The sequence below is a fragment of the Miniimonas arenae genome, from assembly GCF_006351005.1.
GTDB classification, from domain to species: domain Bacteria; phylum Actinomycetota; class Actinomycetes; order Actinomycetales; family Beutenbergiaceae; genus Miniimonas; species Miniimonas arenae.
This window is the reverse complement of the sequence record NZ_VENP01000008.1, coordinates 48,767-68,584: the sequence shown is the minus strand read 5'-3', so window position 1 is coordinate 68,584 and position 19,818 is coordinate 48,767. Positions and strand designations below refer to the sequence as shown.

General features: G+C 75.6%; 10 protein-coding genes. 4 read left to right on the top strand and 6 right to left on the bottom strand.

Annotated elements, in window-relative coordinates; all coding sequences use genetic code 11:
* Positions 1 to 221: 221 nt before the first annotated feature.
* Both FH969_RS03830 and FH969_RS03825 read left to right on the top strand, forming a co-directional pair.
* Positions 222 to 6,902 (top strand): OmpA family protein, encoded by a 6,681-nt coding sequence (locus FH969_RS03830; RefSeq protein ID WP_139986198.1) that lies wholly within the window; start codon positions 222 to 224, stop codon positions 6,900 to 6,902.
* Positions 6,902 to 10,642, top strand: coding sequence for a hypothetical protein (locus FH969_RS03825; RefSeq protein ID WP_139986197.1), 3,741 nt, complete (start codon positions 6,902 to 6,904; stop codon positions 10,640 to 10,642). Before FH969_RS03830 ends, FH969_RS03825 begins: the two co-directional genes overlap by 1 nt.
* 81 nt (positions 10,643 to 10,723) lie before the next feature.
* Here the strand turns inward: FH969_RS03825 and FH969_RS03820 are convergent, their stop codons facing one another.
* The 6 genes from FH969_RS03820 to FH969_RS03795 form a co-directional block, all read right to left on the bottom strand.
* Positions 10,724 to 11,875: a glucose-1-phosphate adenylyltransferase family protein gene (locus tag FH969_RS03820; RefSeq protein ID WP_139986196.1), complete on the bottom strand. Its 1,152-nt coding sequence runs from the start codon at positions 11,873 to 11,875 to the stop codon at positions 10,724 to 10,726.
* Between the two features lie 80 nt (positions 11,876 to 11,955).
* On the bottom strand, positions 11,956 to 12,378 hold the full coding sequence (locus FH969_RS03815) for an organic hydroperoxide resistance protein (protein ID WP_108719766.1): 423 nt from the start codon (positions 12,376 to 12,378) through the stop codon (positions 11,956 to 11,958).
* Positions 12,379 to 12,438: 60 nt separating this feature from the next.
* Positions 12,439 to 13,221 (bottom strand): 2,3-bisphosphoglycerate-dependent phosphoglycerate mutase, encoded by a 783-nt coding sequence (locus FH969_RS03810; RefSeq protein ID WP_139986195.1) that lies wholly within the window; start codon positions 13,219 to 13,221, stop codon positions 12,439 to 12,441.
* 21 nt (positions 13,222 to 13,242) lie between these two features.
* Positions 13,243 to 13,884 (bottom strand): response regulator, encoded by a 642-nt coding sequence (locus tag FH969_RS03805; protein ID WP_246071689.1) that lies wholly within the window; start codon positions 13,882 to 13,884, stop codon positions 13,243 to 13,245.
* Positions 13,885 to 14,039: 155 nt separating this feature from the next.
* Positions 14,040 to 16,115, bottom strand: coding sequence for a sensor histidine kinase (locus FH969_RS03800; RefSeq protein ID WP_139986194.1), 2,076 nt, complete (start codon positions 16,113 to 16,115; stop codon positions 14,040 to 14,042).
* Between the two features lie 145 nt (positions 16,116 to 16,260).
* Positions 16,261 to 16,938: a hypothetical protein gene (locus tag FH969_RS03795; RefSeq protein ID WP_108719764.1), complete on the bottom strand. Its 678-nt coding sequence runs from the start codon at positions 16,936 to 16,938 to the stop codon at positions 16,261 to 16,263.
* Positions 16,939 to 17,134: 196 nt separating this feature from the next.
* On the opposite strand from FH969_RS03795, the gene FH969_RS03790 reads away from it, so the two are divergent.
* Positions 17,135 to 18,055 carry an alpha/beta fold hydrolase gene (locus tag FH969_RS03790; RefSeq protein WP_139986193.1) on the top strand — a complete coding sequence of 307 codons (921 nt, stop codon included), beginning with the start codon at positions 17,135 to 17,137 and terminating at the stop codon, positions 18,053 to 18,055.
* Positions 18,056 to 18,769: 714 nt separating this feature from the next.
* A complete protein-coding gene (gene pip / locus FH969_RS03785; protein ID WP_139986192.1) occupies positions 18,770 to 19,729 on the top strand; it encodes a prolyl aminopeptidase in 960 nt (319 codons plus the stop codon).
* Positions 19,730 to 19,818: the final 89 nt, after the last annotated feature.

Below are 19,818 nucleotides of genomic sequence, written 5' to 3'. Positions count from 1 at the left end.
CACGCGCGCACGACGGCGCAGCGAGCGTGTGCACGACGGCGCCCCACGTGCGCTCCTCACGTCCGTTAGGCAAGTCTCCCTGCACCGCCCCACCCTGCCCGATCGGGCCGTGCCTCGACGCGCACGCGCTCCCACCCTTGTCCCCCATCCCCCCACGGGTCTAGCGTGCGGCCGTCCCCGTGTCGGCAGGGCGGCACGGAGCGCGAGCGACGGAGCCACTGATGGCTGCTTGGGACGACCTACCCGAACCGCTGCGCACGAGCGGCCTGCTCGACGCGCTCCAGGGACCCCTCTCGGCGGTGACCACCACGCCGTGGGCGCTCGTCACCGAGAACGGCACGACCTGGAAGCGCCGAACCGCGACCGCGTCGCTGTCGGGCTTCGCGGGCGGCGCGATCGACCCCGCGACGGGCCGGATCGGCTCGGGCGGTGACACCCCGATCGAGCTCGCCGGCGACTCGGTCGTCCTCGCCGAGTGGCGTCGCCTCAGCGGCACCACGCTCGCCGACCCCGAGGACGGCGCGTGGCGCGTCGATCTCGACGTCCCCGGCGTCCGCGTCCTCCTGCCCTTCCTGCGCGGGGCCCGCCTCGCCGGCGACGGCATGCTCGAGGAGGACCCCGACCACACCCAGGTCCGCCTCCTCGTCCCGCGCCTCGTGATGCGTCTGGCCCAGAGCCCAGGCGGCAGCGTCGGCTTCGAGCTCCTCTCGGCGACCACCTCGGGCGAACCGCTCGACGACGTCTACTCCTGCATCGAGATGTCTCCGCCGTACGCGCTCGTGGGACCCGGCGCCGTCGTCGGTTTCGCCTTCCGCGCCGCGGTGCTCGACCTGTCCGGCGAGTCCGGCCCCGCCGGCGTTCCTGCGCAGGCGCGCGCCATGCCCGCGGAGTGGCAGGGCTTCTACCTCCCCGAGGCCCGCCTGTTCGTGCAACCCGACGGCCTGGACGGCATCGCCGTGTCCGCGGGCGTGCGCAACCTCTGGATCGGCCTCGGGGTGCACGCCGGGGTCACCGGCACGTTCAGCGCCGAGGTGGTCAACCGTGGCGGTGCGCCGAGCATCATGGCGCGGTTCATCACGCCGTCCGGTCGCCACGTCGCCGCGATCGCGGACGGCGAGGTCGAGGTCCCGACCGGATCGACGTTCGTCGCCGACACCAACGGCGGTACCGCTCCCGTCACGATCACCATCACGGGGGGTGGTCCGGTCACGAACGGCCGGACCACCGTGACCGTGCCCGCCGCGGGCGCGGTCACGCTCACGGTCACCGCCGCCTCCTCGGGCGGACAGAGCGCGACGGCGAGCTTCCGTGCACGCCGACCCGCGGCCGCCGAGGGCGCGGGCAACGACGCGACGAACCCCGTCCAGCTCACGAACACCGCACCGGAGGCCGGACGGCTCGTCCTCGTGCGCCAGGACGCGACGACGGCGACCCTCGCCCTGGACCCGCCGGTCGCCGCAAGCTGGACGTGGAGCGGCGGGGGCTCCGCGGCGTCCGCGACCGAGGTGACGGTCCCGGTCGGCGACGGCGCGACCGTCACCGTGAGCGCGACCCGGCCGGCGAGCAGCGCGCTCGTCATGGATGCCTACCTCCGGTTCGACCACCCCACGCCGGACGAGGCCACGAACCCCACCTGGACGACGACCCTCGCCAACATCGGCACCTCGCCCGCGGCCAACCGCACCTCGGCGCCGGGCGGGACACCCTTCGCGACGCTGGCCGCCGACCGGCACGCGGCGTTCACCGCGGCGGCCGGTGGCGGCGCCGGCACCGTCACCGTGACCGGCTACGCGTCGTGCGAGTCGGACACCGAGGCCAAGCGCACCTACAACCAGGAGCTGAGCGAGCGCCGTGCCGCCGTCGTCGCCGCCGTGCTGCGCAACGCCGGGTATCCCGTCGGCACCGTGTCGGGCCTGGGTCACGTCCCGGCCCGGGACGGGGTCGACCCGCGCGGCACCACGCCCGTCCCGGCGCCCACCGCGCCGGACTGGTGGTGGGTCCGGGTCACGGGCCCGACCCCGGCGACCCCCGCTGCGGCCACGGCGCGGCTGACGCGACAGCCGCGGCTCGCCGTCGTGGACCGCGACCCCGCGCCGCCCACCACCGGACGCCCGGACTGCTTCCGCCGGATCGGCGTCGAGGTCGAGCTGCTCCGCTCGACCTTCGTGCGCTGCGAGATCTGGGGCGAGTTCGACGTCGAGACCGCCCTGGAGACGAGCCTCGCCCAGGGTGGGGTCGACCAGTTCGGCGTGGGCAGCGCGAGCGACGGCATCTGCCTGTTCCGGGTGCGCCTCAAGCTGGCCTCCGACCGCGGAGCGTGGGAGGTCTTCGGGGAGTTCCGAGCCGCGCAGGCGGACCTCGACGGGCTCTACGACCGCCGCCTCACCCCGGCCACCGCGCCCGACACGGCCCTGAGCATGGCCGGCGCCTTCGCCGTCATGGCCCCGATCTCGGCGGCCGTCGCGACCCTCTCCCCCGCTGCCGGCGCCCTCATCCAGCTCGGATCGGTCGCGCTCGGCGCCGTCGGCTGGATCGACGTGCGCGCCCTCACGATCCACGGCGGCGAGATCGTCGTGTCCAACGGCGTCATCGCGCCGGACGGCTCGACGGCGAGCACCGGCACCGGAGCGGTCAGCGTCATGCTCGACGTCGAGGTGCAGTTCGCGTTCGACTTCTCCGTCGTCAAGGTGCCGCGGGACAAGCCCGTCCGCACGCGCTACCAGGCCGTCGGGGTGCGCGCCGCGTGGGACCCCACGGGGCCGGCCGTGCCGATTCCCGTGTTCGACGCCAGCCGCGGCTACGAGCTCGAGATCAAGCCCGGCTCGATCCAGGCGGTCGAGCCGCTCGACGAGATCCTGCGGATCATGGGCGTGCGGGTGTCCCGCGACAACCCGACCTACCTCGAGGTCGAGGCGATGATCGGCGTCGAGCTCGGGCCGGTCACGATCGACACGGTTCGCGTGCGCCAGCGCCTCGACGCGCCCGAGCCGCCCCAGCTCACCAAGCTCGGCGCGAGCCTGGACATCCCGAGCACGCTGCACGGGTCGGGGACGCTGGAGATCCTGCCCAACGGCTTCAAGGCGTCGATCGACCTCACGATCATCCCCGTGAGCATCCGCGCCGCGGCATCGCTCGCGCTCATCACCGAGAACGGCGTCACGGGTCTGCTCATCGGCATCGAGGTCGAGTTCCCGGTCCCGCTCCTGCTCGGGAACTCGGGGCTGGGCATCTTCGGCTTCCTCGGCGGCGTCGGTATCAACTTCGCGCGCTCGGAGAACCCGAACGCCGCACTGCCCGCGCTGGACTGGGTGGGCACCCAGCTCGCCCGGGGCTCCGTCATGCACGTCGACGGCTGGCACCACCAGCCCGGCTCCTACGCGTTCGCCGCGGGCATGCTGGTCGGCACGATCGAGGGCGGCTACGTCGTCCACCTCAAGGGCATCCTGCTCATCGAGGTACCCGGACCGCGCCTGCTGCTCATCATGAAGGCCGACGTTCTCAAGAAGATGCCATCGGCGACGAGCCAGGAGTCGGCCACCTTCCTCGCCGTGCTGGACATCGACTTCGGCCGCGGCACGATCACCCTCGGCGTCGTCGCCGACTACACGATCGAGAAGATCCTCCAGGTGCACGTCCCGGTCACGGCGTTCTTCTCCACGAAGCAGCCGGAGACCTGGCGGGTCGACCTCGGCACCTACCACGACCGCATCCGCGTCAAGGTGCTGGACGTCCTCGAGGCCAGCGGCTACCTCATGGTGCACGGCAACGGCCTCACCGGCGGCTCGCCCAGCTCGGACGTGCCGCCGCTGCCGGGCGCGAGCGGAGTCGCGATCGCCACCGGCTTCCACCTCCAGGCCGTGCTCATGGGGTCCAAGCCGGCGCGGCTGTACGCCGAGGTGGCCGCCGGGTTCGACGCGATCCTCGGCTTCGACCCGTTCTACCTCGCCGGGCGGATCTACATCCGTGGTGAGCTCATGCTCTTCATCGTCTCGATCGGCGTCACGGCCACGCTGGATCTCGCCGTCGGCAAGCGGGTGGAGAACGGCCGCGAGGTCGACCACCCGTACGTGCACGGCAAGGTCTGCGGCAAGGTCTCGTTCTTCTTCTTCGACATCGAGGCGTGCATCGAGCTGACGATCGGCTCGGCGCCCAGCCCCGACCTCGTCCCGCCGCCGCTCGTCGCCTCGCTCGACTTCGTCGGCCGCTCCGCCGTCGTCGTCGAGGGCTCCGGCGCGACCGGCAGCCCGGACGCGCGTCTCGCGCGCGCCGCGAGCGCGCCGGCCGACGTCGTGCCCGAGCTGCCGCTGGACGCCGTCGGAGTCCTCGTGCTCACCACGGCGCCCGAGACGGCGGGGGGGAACGTCGTGCTCGGCGCGACGCCGAACGGGACCTCCGGCGTCTCAGGCACCTCCGCCTGGTACCGGATCGGGGACCGCTGGTGGGCCTACCGGCTGGACTCGGTCACGCTCGCCGGCGCGCTGCGCGCCGGTCCGACGCCGAGCGTCTGGTGGAACGACTCCAACCCGACCGATCAGATCGCCTCGCCCGCCCTCGCGCTGCTCACGTGGGCGCCGCTGCCGTTCAGCTCGGCGATCAGCTACGGCGAGACCCTGACCCGGCAGATCGACCACCGCTGGGGCACCGTGTGCCACCCGCCGGTCCCGGCCGCGCCGCAGCTGTGGACCTTCGGCGGTCAGCCGCTCGGACCGAGCGAGTCCGGCTGGTCGCTCGTCGGGCTCGTCTGGCCCGACCCGCCCGGCTCGGCGCCGCGGTCCGCTCCGGCCGAACGCGTGCTCCGGGTCCGCGAGCCGTGGCGCAGCGGCACGCCCGCCGACGCGCTCGCCCCGACCGAGCCCGCGCGCGTGGTCGGCGACGCCGTGCCGTGCGGCGGCGCGACGGATCCCGCGGACCCGCTCGCCACGTGGACGAAGGGCCTGCCCGGGCGTACGACGGCGGGTGGCCTGTCGATCGACCTCACCTCGGCGACGGCGGCGCTCGCCTCGGGCACGGACCTCACCGACCTCGCGGGGCACGCGCGCTCCCGGCTCGTGGAGGCCGACCTCGTACGAGGCAAGCTCTGCGACGGTCGGGTGCTGCGCTGCCCGTGGCACGAGTGGGCGGACCCGGTCGGGCTCACCGAGCGCGAGCTCAAGCGGCTCGAGGAGGCGCGCGCCGAGGCCGGCTGGACCCCGGACGCGCTCGCGGACGCCGTGCTGCTCGATCTGACCGAGCCCCTGCTCACCGCGCGCGTCCTGCTCGTCGCGCCGCTCGAGCGCAAGCGCCAGGTCCTTCTCCAGCAGCGAGCGGAGGACGGCACCGTGCTGGCCGAGTACCGGCTCGTCAACGACGACCTCGTGGACGCCGCCCACCCGCTCCCGGGCACGTGGGTGGACCCGGGCGGCCCGTGGGAGCGTCCCGTCCGGCTCGCCGGTCGGGCGGCGGCCTCCGTCATCCGCGACGGTCGGATCCTCGGGCTGTTCCTCGCCGACCTCGGGCGCCTGGAGAAGCAGACCACGCAGCTCGCCATCGGCTGGAGCGACCGAGAGGCGCCGCCGTACGAGAGCCCCGTGCACGTCGTCGCGCTCGAGGCCGTCACGTACGCCGAGGCGGAGCGCGAAAGCTGGGACGAGACCGTCACGAACAGCGACCGGGAGGCGTTCGAGACCGGCCTGACCCACGCCCCCACGGACGTCGCGCTCCTGGTGCCCGGCCAGGACTACACGCTCACCGCGAGCTGGCACTGGGACGTCGAGACGGGCGAGGCGCACCCGACGCGCGTGCCGACCTACCCGAACGCCGGAACCCCGCAGACCTTCCGGTTCCGCGGCGCCTCCGCCGCCGCGTGCCCCACCGACCTCGCGCCGTGGATCCTCGACACGACGCCCGGCATGGGCGACGCCGGCATCTTCTGCCACGACCCGCTGCGCATCGCGCTCTCGCACCAGGCGGTCCCCGAGCTGTTCGCGGCCTACGGACGGCGCCTCGAGGTCACGGTGCGCTCGTCCTCGGGCCACCACCCCGCACCGCCCGGCGGCGGCCCCGCGGGCCAGGCATTCGCGCTGCCTGCCGACGCCGCGGTACGCCTCGACGCCGGACTCGCCGAGCTGCACCCGCGGACCGCGCCGCTCCAGGCGTGGGAGCAGACGGCCGCCGAGCTGCTGCCGAGCACGCCGTGCGTCGGGGTGGACGAGGTCACCCGGGACACCGAGGTGCTGACGTTCCGGTTCGAGCTGGACCCCCTTACCGACTACCTGCTCGACATCGAGTCCGTCCCGATCGCGGGCGGCGCACGCACCCGGGTGTATCGCGCGAACTTCACCACGTCGCGGTTCGACTCGCTCGCGCACCTCGCGTCGTGGATCGCGCCGAGCGCCGTCGAGCACCGGCTGTGCCGCACGATCACGCCGCTCACCGCCCTGCCGACTCGCCCCTCGGGCGACCAGTGGGACGCCGCGGTGCAGGCCGCGGGACTCGACGTTCCGGTCGTCCCGAGCGCACCTCGGGTGGAGGTGTGGTGGAGCGCCGACCCGGCGCCGCGGCCGCTGGCCGTCGTGATCGAGGCGTCCGAGGCGCTGTACCGCGAGCACCTCGCGCCGACGTGGGTGACGGGTCCGGGCGACTCCGCCGACCCGTCGCACGGCTGGTGGGCCGCGCGGCCGCAGCCGTGCCTCACCCCGGCGGGCGTGCTCGCGCCGGGCGCCGGCGAGGTGACCGCGCAGGGACCGCTCGTCGTCGCCCCCGGTGGTACCCGGGTACTCGCGTTCCTGCCGGCGAACGCACGCGGTGCGCGATTCCGGCTCGACCTGCTCCGGCCGGGCGACCCCCTGGCGGGGACGGCGGACGAGCGGGCGCTCGCCGTCGACGTCGCGCTCGAGAAGGCACCGTGGGAGGTGGAGGACTGATGGACCGCATCCACGACCCCCGCTGGTTCCGTGCGGCCAGCGCGCTGATCGACTGGCCCGGCGTGGCTCGGCAACGTCTGGCGAACGCGCACGTGCAGTCCGACGAGATCGTGGAGCGTGCGCTCGCCGACGCCAAGCGGTTCGGTGAGCGGCTGCACGTCGTGTGGTCGGTCCGGCCCGAGCTCGGAGTCCCCGCCGAGCCGTTCACCGTGTGGTGGCGCACGGTCCAGACCCGCACGAAGCGGACGTCCTTCGACGTCGACACGAGCGACGACCGCGCGCTGATCTCGTGGGGCGGCGAGGAGGTCACCGCCCTCGGGGTCTCCGCCACGGCGTTCGACCCCACGAGGCCGGTCGGCCTCTTCCTGCTCCGCGAGGCAGGCGAGGACCCGTTCGCGGCCGTCGCGGCCGCAGCGCGCAACCCGGGGCCTGGCGGTGCGGTCACGCTCGAGGTCCGCGCGCCGTTCGCGACGTGCGCCCTTCTGGTCAACGGCACGCCCACGAACGTCGCCGCCGCGTGGCTGCGGGACACGGTCGCGGACGACGGCTCGTGGAACCCGCTCGAGCGCGTCGGGCACCCCGTCAAGGACGGCGAGCTCGGACGCTACCGCCCCGACCCGCAGGGACTCGTCGTCGCGCCCGTCGGTGGACCCGACGCGGCGCTGGACCGGCTCGACCGGGGTGGTCCCCCGGTCGGCTGGTGGTTCGCGACGGAGTCCGGCCGGCTCGCCCCGGTGTGGGAGCGACCGGACCCCGGGGGTCTCGTCGACGAGGCGCGCGAGCTGCTCTTCCCCGAGCTAACGCGCCTGTGGGACGACGTCGAGCCGCAGCAGGTACGTCTCGTCTCGCGTCGCAACGTCCCCGGGCCGGGCGAGGGCCGGTACGACGCCGAGCCCACCACGGCCGACCTCCCGCTGCTCCGCACGTTGCTCGTCTCCGCAGCCGGGGATGCGTTCGCCGCGCTCACCACGGGCTTTGCGACCGCCTACCGGGGCAGCGAGATCGACCAGCACCCGGCCGAGATCGAGCTGCTCGTCACCGCGCCGTACGAGGAGACGCCCGACGGCGATCGCGGCGTCGAGCTCGTCGCCTTCCTCCCGCCGGCCCACCATCACGCCAGCGTGCCCGCCGTCGCGGGCCTGCTCGCCCAGCGTGCCGTACTCACGACGCCGCCGCGGCGCGACGACCCGTTCGCCGAGTCCGTGGAGCTGCTCTGGCAGCCGGGCCTCACGACGGCGACCCTCACCGGCCCGACGGCGTGCGTGCTCGCGGGCTTCGGACCCGCCGACCCGCCGGCGAGCGACCTGCTGCCGCCACGCCTCAAGGGCGGGAGCGCGGTCCAGCTCCTCGCGAGCCCCGGCGGGGACCCGAACCACCCGGAGATCCCCGTCGACCCGCGCCCGCGCCTGGTGGACCCCGGCCGCGCGCTGCCGTACGAGGGCACCGTCAGCCGCGGCTACGCCGTCGCGCAGGCGAACCTGTTCGGGATCTACTCCGACTGGCAGGACGTCGCGTGGACCGGTGCCGCGCCCGCGCTCATGGGGCCGCGCGTGGTGAGCCTCTCGCTCGCCGCTCGCTGGACCGGTTCGACGCTCTGCCCCGCGGAGGCGACGGTCGAAGTCGCCGTGCCCTGGCCCGAGCGCACACCCACCGATGTCGAGCTGCTCCTCGTGCCCTACCCCATGCCGACGGGCGCCACCCCGCCGCCCGCCGTCGACCCGGACGCGCCACCGGCGGGGGCCGTGACGGCGCACCTCGGCTTCGCCGGGGACGAACCGCTCGTCGCCGGCGGCCCGGCGGGAACCGGCGTGGTCGGCATCGACGTCGACGGCACCGAGCTGAGCCGCACGCCCGTCCCGTCCGGACAGGCGCCCCCGGCCGTCCCGGTCCCGCGCCCGGCCGGCACCGCGACCCAGGGCGACGACGGGCGCCGGTACCGCCTCACGGTCCCGGTCGGACCGCTGGACTTCGCGGGCGTCTCGCGCTGGGGCGTGCGCGTGTTCGCCCGGCTGCGCGCCCGCAACCACGCGCAGCCCTCGGCGTGGTCGCCGCGCCCCGAGGATCCGGCGACCGCCGTCGCCGCGAGCCCCGTGCCGATCGTGCTGCCCGCGCCGCCCCAACCGCCCGACGTCCCCCTCGCGAGCACGCCCGACCACCTCGGGCGCAGCCACGTGCACGTCACCTGGGTCGGCCCGGTACCGGCGCAGGCCGACCGGGTGGTGGTCTGGGAGACGTCCGAGACCGTGGTCCGCGAGCGCCTCGGCCTGCCCGAGCCGCAGCCCGGCACGGCCGAGGCGCTCCCCGGCTGGCGCCTCGACGCGCTCTGGGACGCCTACGACGCGACGGCGCCGGACCGGCGCAAGAACCTCTTCCGCCGCATGGTCGAGGTGCCGCTGGCGGGCGGCGACCCGCACGCGGTCGACGTGACGCTGCCGCGCGGCTCGAAGGACATCCATCTGTTCGTCGTCACCACGGCGAGCACCACCGGCGCGGAGTCGCCGTGGCCCGACGCCGCCGGGCCTGTCCAGCCGCACCACCACCTGCAGGCCGCGCTGGCGCCGAGCCTCGTGCGCCCGACGCAGCCCGCGGTCCGGCCGGGGTTCGGCGCCGACGGCGCGCTCACGGTGACGTTCGAGGCCGCATGCTCGGTGGGCGTCACCGCGTTCGAGCTGTTCGCCACGCGATCCGCCGAGGCCGCGCTCGATCACCGCACGATGGGGCCGCCGCGCGCGAGCGTGCCGGCGGTCGCCACGGGCGGGACCGACCCGATCACCGGCGCGCCGCTGTACGCCGGCGCGTGGCCGAGCGACCTGACGCCGTCCTGGGACCCCTGGCACCTGCGCGCGACGGCGGTGCCACCCCCCGTCGTGGGGCCGTCGGCCGTGCGCGGGGTCGTCTCGCCTGCGAGCGAGGCGGTCGCGGTCGCGCTGCCGCCGACGACGCCGCCGGACCTGGAGCCGCTCGTCGCGGAGGTCGGGCCGGACGGTGCCGCGGTGCTCGTCCGCTCGGCGACTCGCGCCCCGGACCGCGTCACGGCCGCCGGCTCGCACGTGCTGCTGGCGACGGTCGACGGCGTCCCCGTCCCGCCGGTCGGCGGGGCGGTGCCAGGACCGGCGGGCACGCCGCTGGAGCTGGTGCCCGTCGCCGGCTCGGACACGCCGCCCGTGGCGCCCGCGACGCTGCCGGCGCTCGCCCGCCGCGCTCGCGCGTCCGGTCGCACCCCGCTCGTCCTGTGGACGCACCGCGCGGACCCGACGGCGCCGCTCGCCGTCGTGCTCCGGCTCACCGACCCCACGGGTCGGGTGAGCGAGCGCACGCTGACCGTGGCCGGCTGGGTGCCGCCGACGCCCGCGACGTGGTTGCGGATCGAGGACGTGTTCACGATCGTCGGGCGCGGCACGGTCTGCACACTGTCCACGAGCCTGCCGCCGGACTCCGCCGGCGTGCTGCGCCTCGTCGCGACGCGGCGGGCCGGCGGCGTGCGCCCGGTGCCGTTCCCGACGCCCCGACCGCTGCCTCGGCCGCTCGACCCGGCGACGTCGCAGGAGATCAGCCTCGTCATCGCGGACGTCCCGCTCGCGCGCCGGCTCCCGATCGGGCGACTGCAGGCCGCGAAGACGCCCCGGGCGGACGGTGGCACGGACCTCTCCGTGCCGCTGACCCTGCAGGCCACCACCGTGGCCGCGCAGGTCACCGATCCCCGGGGGGCGACGGCGAGCGCGCGCTGGCCCACGCGCTGACGTGCGCCGGGGTCACGGCCAGGCGCCGGTCGGTGCGCTCGCGGGGCTCGCTGGTCTCGCCGGGCTCCGTCGAGGGTGTCGCTAGTCCGCGCTCGGGTCGCCCGCGACGCTCGCGTCGACCTGACCGTCCGGCCCGATCACCGTGACGGCGTCGGCCTCGCCGACGACGCCCGGCTGCGCCAGCCGTGCGCCGTCGTCGACGAGGCAGCGCCGCAGGGTCACGCCCGAGGCGACGTGGACGCCGTCGAGCAGCACGCTCTCCTCCACCACGGCACCCGCCTCGACCACGACCCCGGGTCCGACGACGCTGCGCCGCACGGTGCCCGCGACGTGCGAGCCGGGCGCGAGCAGGCTGTCGGCGACCTGTGCCCCGGCCAGGACGCGTGCGGGGAGCTGCTGCGGCTGGGCCGAGCGCACGGGCCACGCCGGGTCGTCGAGCCGCGCCCCGGTCCCGTCGAGGAGCTGCTGATGGGCGATCCAGTAGGACTCGGGCGTCCCCATGTCGCGCCAGTAGCCCTCGAGCCGGTGCTCCACCGTGCGGTGCTGCGCCACGAAGTACGGCACGAGGTCCTCGCCGTAGTCCCCGAGCCCGCCCAGCCGCTCGTGCAGCAGGTCGAGCGCCTCGAGCAGCGCCGGGCCGTCGAAGCAGAACACCTCGACGGCGACGAGGTCGTCGGCCGGCTCGTCCGGCTTGTAGGCGAACTCCGTGACGACGCCCTCGTCGTCGGTCACGACCACGCCGTGGTCGGACGGGTCCGCGTCCGTCCTCGTGGTGACCATCGTGAGGGCGGCGCCGTGCCGCTCGTGGGTGGCGACGACGTCGCGCACGTCCAGTGCGTACAGGTGGTCCGCGCTCAGCACGACCACGAGGTCGGGCTCGAAGCCGGCGATCCGCTCGCGGTGGCGCCACAGCGAGTCGCTGTTGCCCTCGGCGAACCCCTCACCGGTCGCTCCCGTGAACGGCGCGAGCAGGTGCAGCCCGCCGTGGATCCGGTCCAGGTCCCACGGCCGGCCGCCGGAGAGGTGCTGGTTGAGCGAGTGCGGCAGGTACTGCTCGACGATCCAGACGTCGGACAGCCCGCTGTTGGCCACGTTCGAGAGCGCGACGTCGATGAGGCGGTAGCTGCCCGCCACCCGCAGGGACGGCTTGACCCGGTGGTCGGTGAGGACACCGAGCCGGCTTCCCTTGCCGCCGGCCAGGATCACGCAGAGGATGCGGCGCTGTGGCTTCACGAGGCTCCCTCGCTCGTCGGTGGGCGCTGGCCGGTGGTGCTCGTCGGTGGTCCGGCTCGCTGGTTCGGCCCGGTCCTCGGTCAGTCCTCGGCGACGAGCACCGTGACGGGGATGTTGCCCCGCGTGGCGTTGGAGTAGGGGCACACCTCGTGCGCGGCGTCCGCGAGCGAGCGGGCCACGTCCTGCACGATGCCGGGCAGGACCACCTCGAGCTCGACCTCGAGCTGGAAGCCGCCGGAGCTGTTGCGGCTCATCCCCACCCTCGCGCCGACCGAGCTGTCCTGCAGCTCGACGTGCTGCTCGCGCGCCACGCGCTGCAGCGCGTTGTGGAAGCACGCGGCGTACCCGGCTGCGAAGAGCTGCTCGGGGTTGCTGCCCTCACCGCTGCCGCCGAGCTCGGTCGGGAAGGCGAGCTGGAGGTCGAGGCGACCGTCGGGCGTGGTGACCCGGCCGTTGCGGCCAGGACCGGTGGACAGGGCTTCGGCGACGTAGAGGGCGTCCATCCCCCCAACCTACGTCCCCCTCCGCCGCCCGCGGGCCCGCCGGGGCCCCGGGCAGCCCGCTCAGGTCCCGCCCTCCCGCGCGAGCGCCTCCGCAGCGGCTCGGGCACGCGGCTCGTCGAGGTAGCTGCCGCCGCGCGCGAGCGGCACGAGCAGCCCGTCCCGCTCGGCGCCGGTCGGTGAGAACTCGTACAGCAGCGGGTGGCCCGTCGGCAGGCCGAGGTCCTGGATCTCCGGGTCGGTCAGGCCGTCGACCACCGCGCAGAGCGCCCGCAGGGAGTTGCCGTGCCCGACGACGAGCACCGCACCCCCGTCACGCAGGAGCGGGTCGACCCGCTCGCGCCACAGCGCGCCGACGCGGACCATGACGTCCGCCAACGACTCCGTGCGCACGAGCGCGGCCGGGGGCAGACGTCGGCACAGCGGCGTCGCGGCGAGCTCGTCGTAGAGCGCGTCGCCCATCGGCGGCGGCGGCACGTGCACCGAGCGGCGCCACGCCAGGAACTGCGCCTCGCCCTGCTCGGCGAGCACGTCCGCCTTGGTGCGGTTCGTCAGCGCGCCGTAGTTGCGCTCGTCCAGCCGCCAGTCGTGCTGCACCGGCGGGAGCAGCGGGAGGTCCACGGCGAGCACCTCGGCGGTCTGCCGCGCGCGGGTGAGCTCGGAGCACAGCGCCAGGTCGAACACGATCGAGGTCGCGGCGATCAGCTCGGCGGCGCGGTGCGCCTCACGACGGCCCCGGTCCGAGAGCGGCACGTCGAGCACGCCCGTGAACAGACCCGCGGCGTTCGCGACGCTCTCACCGTGCCGGACCAGCACGGCGCGCCCGAGGTGCCGACCGTCGGCCATCGCGCACCGTCCTCTCGCTCGTCACGCGTCGAGCGCGCCCCCGCCGAGGCCCTGCGCGCGCGCAGCCACGATAGCCGCGGAGCGGTCGCGCAGCGCGAGCTTGGCGAGCACCGTCGCGACGGTGTTGCGCACGGTCTTCGGGCTGAGGCCGAGCCGGCGTGCGACGGCGACGTTGTCGAGGCCAGCGGCCACGAGGTCGAGCACCTCGCGCTCGCGCTGCGTGAGCTGCGGGAAGGGCACCCGCGCCGCGCGCGTGCCACCCAGCACGTAGGCGAGCGCGCGCTCGGCGACGGCCGGAGACAGGATCATCTCCCCCGCGGCCACGGCGCGGATCGCGCGCTCGACGGCGTCCGGGGGCGCCGACTTCACGAGGTAGCCGCGCGCGCCGGCCCGGACCGCCGCGACCACGGCGTCCTCGTCCTCGTGCATCGTCACGACGAGGACGCCGGGGCCCGGCCGGGTGCGCACGAGCTCGCGGGTCACGTCGACGCCGGATCCGTCGCCGAGGTCGAGGTCCATGAGCACGACGTCCGTCGCGTGCCCCCCGGCGAACAGCGCGAGCGCCGCCGTCGCGCCGTCCGCCTGCCCCACCACCGAGATCCCCGGCAGGGAGTCCAGCAGCGCGGTCATGCCGATCCGGAACACCGGATGGTCGTCGACCACCGTGACCCGGACGGTCCCCGGCGCGGCGGTCGGCTCGATCGGACCCGTCGGACCCGTCGGCCCCGTCGGCCCCGTCGGCCCCGTCGGGCCCGTCGGCTCAGGTGTCCCGGATCCCGCCGGTTCCGCCGGGGCCGGGCCCGCCGCACCCGCGGCACTCACGGCGCCTCCGCCGGGACGAGCGGCACGCGCGCATGCACCCGCGTGCCGGTGCCGTCGGCGCAGGGCCCGACGGCGAGCTCACCACCCAGCTCGCGCACCCGTTCGCGCATCGAGCGGCTCCCCACGCCGTCGGGCGCGTCGATCCGGCCGCGCCCGGCGTCCTCGCACACGACGACCAGCGTGCCGCCGCTCCCGACGGCGACGGTGAGCCGGCACGTCGTCGCGCCCGAGTGCCGCGAGGCATTGAGCACGGCCTCGGACGCGACGGCGTAGGCCGCGGCCGCGACCCGCGGGTCGAGCTCACCCAGGGTGACCGCCGTCGGCGCGACGTCGAGCTCGACGGCGAACCCGGCCGTCGCGTGCTGCGCGACGAGCTCGCCCAGCGCGGCACCGAGCCCTCGCTCCTCGAGCACGGGCGGCAGCAGGCTGCGCGACAGGGCGCGCACGTCCTCGACCCGCTTCACGACCTCGGCCTGGAGTGCCGCGAGCACGGCGTCGGCGGCCTGCGGGTCGGTCGGCAGCACGTTCCGCGCCCCCTGCAGCCCGAGCCGCAGCCCCGAAAGCCACGGCCCGATCCCGTCGTGCAGCTCGCGGCGGATGAGGCGTCGCTCGGCCAGCCGCGCACCCGTGGCCGCGTCCCGTGCGCGGACGACCTCCGCCGTCGCGCGCACGAGTCCGAGCCCGACGGCGACCACCGGCTCGAGCGTCGAGAGCGCCTCGAGCGTGCGCGCGTCGAGGCGCTCCCCCGGGCGGGGCGTCACCGCGAGCGAGCCGAGGGCCGACGCGCCGCTGTCGCCGTCGACGCCACGCCGGACCTCCCGACGCACCGGCACCGAGGTGGGCGTCCCCCACCGCCCGACCTCAGCGACCAGCGGGCCGGCACCGTCGGTGACTCGCGGCTCCCCCAGCACGAGCTCGACCGACTCCAGCCGCAGCGACTCACCGACCGCCGACGCGAGCCGGTCGAGCATCTCGTGCGCGTCCGACTCGGCCGACAGTGTTGCGCCGATCCGCAGCGCGGCTCGACCCGGCGAGGTGGCGTCGCCCCAGACGAGTCGGCGCACCTCGACCTCGAGCCGGCGTCGGATCGGGTCGACCGCGAGGACAACGCCCACGGCCGCGACCACCTGCGCGACCGCGCTGCTGCCGACCACCCGCGAGGCGGTCCAGACGAGCCCGGCGTAGACGAGCACGAGGCCGAGGGTGAGCAGCCCGGCGAGGACGGCGCGGCTGATCGCGAGGTCGATCCCCCACATCCGGGTGCGCAGCACGGTGACCAGCAGCGCCGCCGGGAAGAGCGCCTGCGCGACCAGGTGCAGGACCGGCACGAGCAGGACGAGCGTGCCGCCCGTGTAGGGCACGAACACGAGCGGCAGGAAGGACACCGCCATCACGGCCGTTCCGGCGGCGAGCAGGCCGAGCCCGGGGCGTTCGGCGACGGGACCGCGGCGGTGCCGCCACGCGACCGACGCCGCGGTGACGAGTCCGACCGCGACCACGGCCGCGAGGATCGGGCCGTTGTCCCACATCGGGGCGAGGATGCGCTGCACGGTGAGGGTCGCCGTCGTGGCGATGCCGGCCGCGAGCCCGACGCGCTCGACGACGCCGAGCGGGGTCTCGCGCACCAGCCAGGGCACCACGAGGAAGAGGGCGAGGGTGCCCGGCACCCACGCGGACCCGATCAGCGCGACCGCGAGGTCCTGGCCCGCGAGCCCCGGGTGGGTCGTCGTGAACGAGACCCAGCCGCCACCCAGGGCCGCGACGCCGCCACCCGCGCCGGTGAGCGCGACGAGCCAGGCGACCGGATGGCTGCGGCGGGACAGGATGACCCCGGCGACCGCGCCGTAGACCACGCCCACCACGACGTCGACAACGAGGAACAGGATGTCCGCGGTCACCGGGAGCCCGCTCGCGAGCTGCAGCGTCCCGCCGGCGAGGGCCGGCGTCGCCGCGGCGATCGCCACGGCGACCCCCGCACGCGGCCGGGCGGGGTGCCGGCCACCGCTCCTCGAGGGCGGTGACGCGCCCGCGCCTCCGTGCGGGAGCGCTCCCGCTCGGGCGGTGGTGGTCATGAGGTGCACCGTAGAGCCGAGCGGGGCGCGGCGGGACACCGCCGCACCCCGCCGTCGCCGGGTGGCTCGTCCGACCGGCGCGCAGCGCCGGCCTGGGACGCCCCCCACGGGTCCCCGGCCCTCGCCCGCCCCGCCGGACCTGGCCTCAGCGCCGGTCCCCGAGCGCGAAGCCGAGAGACGCCACGAGCAGCCAGACCGGGCCGGTGAACCCGGCCATGTACTGCAGCGGCGACGCCCCGGCGACGACCGTGATCACGCCCAGCACGAGCGAGGTCACGCCCAGCCAGCGCGGCGCCGCGCCGTGCCGGAGCGAGGCGAGGGCGAGCGCGATCGCGGAGAGTCCCGCGCCGACCCACAGCCACGGGATCGTCGCGGTCCAGTCGGTGTAGAACGCTGCGGACTCGGGGACGTACAGCTCGGGCTCGGCGAGCCCGAACGCGAACTGGGTGTCCAGCCCGCTCCCGAGCAGGAGGGCGGCGGCCGTGAGCACGAGTCCGGTCGCCGCGACGGCGCCGTGCAGCGCCCCCGCGGGCGCCTGCTGGTCGAGGCGGCGCTTGAGCCCCGCCGCGAACACGGGGATCACGAGCAACGTGAGCACCGCGAACGTGTGGAAGACGAAGAACGCCCCCTGCTTGCTCGCGGCGTCGGCGAGCATCGCCTCGGCGTCGCCGGCGGTCGCCTCCCAGTCCACCGACGTGGCCATCGAGGCCTGGATCGTGGCGATGCCCAGGACGCCCGCCGCCACCCCGGTCCACGCCCAGGCGCGGGAGGGTCGGGCGAGCTCAGGTCGGGCGGTGTTCTGCTGCGACAGCGCAGTGGTCATGACGTGTCCCCTCGGATGAAGTACGTCCCCGCCCCTGCGGCGGCGACGGGGACACGCTCGGCCGGGCGGCGTCCCGGGCACCAGGGCGGTGCGCCCGATCCGTCGGGCAGGTGCGCCGGGACGCGCCGGACGGCGCGTTCGGCCGCCGGCGGCGCACCAACCGATGAGCGGTGCCGCGTTCACCGGTCTACCCCGCATGACCGAGAAGCACCTGGCCCGCGAGGGCGCCACCATCGCCTTCGACCTGCACGGGGACCCGACGGCCCCGTGGTCGGCCCGTCCCCTCCTCGTGATCGGCTCGCCGATGGGCGCGAGCGGGTTCACGGACCTGGTGGAGCTGCTCGTCGCGCGCGGCGACCGGCTCGTCGTCACCTACGACCCGCGCGGCGTCGAGCGCAGCATGCGCTCCGACGGCGCCGGCGAGCTCACCCCCCGCGATCACGCCGCGGATCTCGGCGCGCTCGTCGAGGAGGTGCTCGCCGCGACGCGGTCGGCCGACGGCGAGCCCGCCGACGGCTCAGATGGTCACCACGCGGTCGACGTCTTCGCGTCCTCCGGCGGCGCGGTCAACGCGCTCGCTCTCGTGCAGCAGCACCCAGACCTCGTCGCCACGCTCGTCGCGCACGAGCCCCCGCTGCTCGCCCTGCTGCCCGACCGCGAGGCCGCGAGCGCCGCCGTCGAGCACATCGTCGCGACCTACGCCCGCGAGGGCGCCGGTGCGGGAATGGTGCGGTTCATCCTGCTCGTCGGGCACACGGGCGAGCTCACCCCTGCGTTCAGCGCGCAGGCGTTCCCGCCGCCGGCCGCGTTCGGCATGCCCGCCGAGGACGACGGCTCGCGCGACGACGCCCTCCTCGCCCAGAACCTGCGCACGTGCACCGCCTTCGTGCCGGATCTCGAGGCGCTGCGCGCCGTCGGTACGCGGATCGTGCCGGCCGCGGGTGTCGAGTCGACGGGCCAGCTCGCGCACCGCGCCGCGGAGGCGCTGGCGTCCGAGCTCGGCGTCGCGGCCGCGCCGTTCCCCGGCGACCACGGCGGCTTCATGGGCCCGCAGATGGGCGCGGCCGGCCCGCCGACCGCGTTCGCCGACCGCCTGCTCGAGGTCCTCGCGGGCTGAGGCACGACGGCGAGGCGCACCACGCCCGCGACGGCGAGCGGCACCATCAGAACCGCCCCCGCACGCACCGCCCCACGCCCAGAACGGCCCGAGGCGACGAGAACGGCCCGCCGAGGACCGTTCTCGCCGCGGTGGGCCGTTCTGGGCGCGCGAAGCGCCCGGGCCGCCAGGCCCGCAGCGAGAACCAACTCTCCGCCCCCACCGCCCCACGCTCGGGACGGCCCACAGCGACCAGAACGGCCGGGCGCCCTTACGAAACCGACCGCCAGAACGGCCCACAACGACCAGAACGGCCCGGCGCCCCTACGAGACCGACCGCCAGAACGGCCCACAGCGACCAGAACGGCCCGGCGTCCTTACGAAACCGACCGCCAGAACGGCCCTTAGCGACGAGAACGGCCCACCGAGGACCGTTCTCGCCGCAGTGGGCCGTTCTGGGCGCGCGAGGCATCCGGGCAGGGCCCGCAGCGAGAACCAGCCCTCCGACCCAACGACCCCCGCCACCAGAACGGCCCACAACGACCAGAACGGCCCGGCGCCCCTACGAGACCGACCGCCAGAACGGCCCCTAGCGACGAGAACGGCCCACCGAGGACCGTTCTCGCCGCAGTGGGCCGTTCTGGGCGCACGACGGCGAGCCGCACCCCTGCACGACGGCGCGCCCTACCCCGGCGCGACGGCGAGCGCAGGCACACACGCGCGTAGCCTCGTCGGATGCGCACGTTCTACCCGCCGATCGAGCCGTACGCGAGCGGGATGCTCGACGTCGGCGACGGGCACGAGATCGCGTGGGAGACCAGCGGGAGCCCGGACGGCAAGCCCGTCGTGTTCCTGCACGGCGGCCCCGGCGGCGGCAGCACACCGGCGCACCGGCGCCTGTTCGACCCCGCCCGGTACCGGATCGTCCTGCTGGACCAGCGAATGTGCGGACGCTCCACGCCGCACGCGAGCGAGCCCGACGCCGACCTCGCGACGAACACGACGTGGACGCTGGTCGCGGATCTCGAGCGGCTGCGCGAGCACCTGGGCGTCGAGCGGTGGCTGGTCTTCGGCGGCTCGTGGGGTTCGACGCTCGCTCTCGCGTACGCGCAGACGCACCCCGAGCGGGTCACCGAGCTCGTGCTGCGCGGGATCTTCACGCTGCGGCGGGCGGAGCTGGAGTGGTTCTACGAGGGTGGCGCCGCGGCGCTCGTCCCCGACCTGTGGGAGGACTTCCTCGCGCCGATCCCCGCCGAGCAGCGGCGCGGCAGCCTGATCCAGGCCTACCACCGCCTGCTCACGGACCCGGACCCGGCGGTGCACGGTCCGGCCGCGCTCGCCTGGACCACGTGGGAGGCCTCGACCCTGACCCTGCTGCCACGTCCCGCGCTCGTGGCCGCCATGCGGGACCCGGCGCACGCGCTCGCGTTCGCCCGCATCGAGAACCACTTCTTCGTGCACGCGGGCTGGCTCGAGGAGGGGCAGCTCATCGCCGGTGCGGGCGCGCTGCGGGACGTCCCGGGCGTCATCGTGCAGGGGCGCTACGACCTGTGCACGCCCGCGATGACGGCGTGGGACCTGCACCGGGCGTGGCCGCGGGCCGAGCTCGTCATGGTCCCCGACGCCGGGCACGCCTTCGACGAGCCCGGCATCCTCGACGCGCTCGTCACCGCGACGGACCGGTTCGCCGGCTGATCCGCTACCCCGGCCCGACGACGGCTGGGTCGACGGCCGCTCCGCCGGCTGTCGGAGAACAGCCGGTCGGGCAGCGATGGGGAGAGCGG

Excerpts from the sequence above, each read along its gene's own strand:
- FH969_RS03815 (WP_108719766.1), bottom strand. The coding sequence starts at position 12,378 with ATGGACGCCCTCTACGTCGCCGAAGCCCTGTCCACCGGTCCTGGCCGC.
- FH969_RS03825 (WP_139986197.1), top strand. The coding sequence starts at position 6,902 with ATGGACCGCATCCACGACCCCCGCTGGTTCCGTGCGGCCAGCGCGCTG.
- FH969_RS03810 (WP_139986195.1), bottom strand. The coding sequence starts at position 13,221 with ATGGCCGACGGTCGGCACCTCGGGCGCGCCGTGCTGGTCCGGCACGGT.
- FH969_RS03830 (WP_139986198.1), top strand. The coding sequence starts at position 222 with ATGGCTGCTTGGGACGACCTACCCGAACCGCTGCGCACGAGCGGCCTG.
- FH969_RS03800 (WP_139986194.1), bottom strand. The coding sequence starts at position 16,115 with ATGACCACCACCGCCCGAGCGGGAGCGCTCCCGCACGGAGGCGCGGGC.
- pip (WP_139986192.1), top strand. The coding sequence starts at position 18,770 with ATGCGCACGTTCTACCCGCCGATCGAGCCGTACGCGAGCGGGATGCTC.
- FH969_RS03795 (WP_108719764.1), bottom strand. The coding sequence starts at position 16,938 with ATGACCACTGCGCTGTCGCAGCAGAACACCGCCCGACCTGAGCTCGCC.
- FH969_RS03790 (WP_139986193.1), top strand. The coding sequence starts at position 17,135 with ATGACCGAGAAGCACCTGGCCCGCGAGGGCGCCACCATCGCCTTCGAC.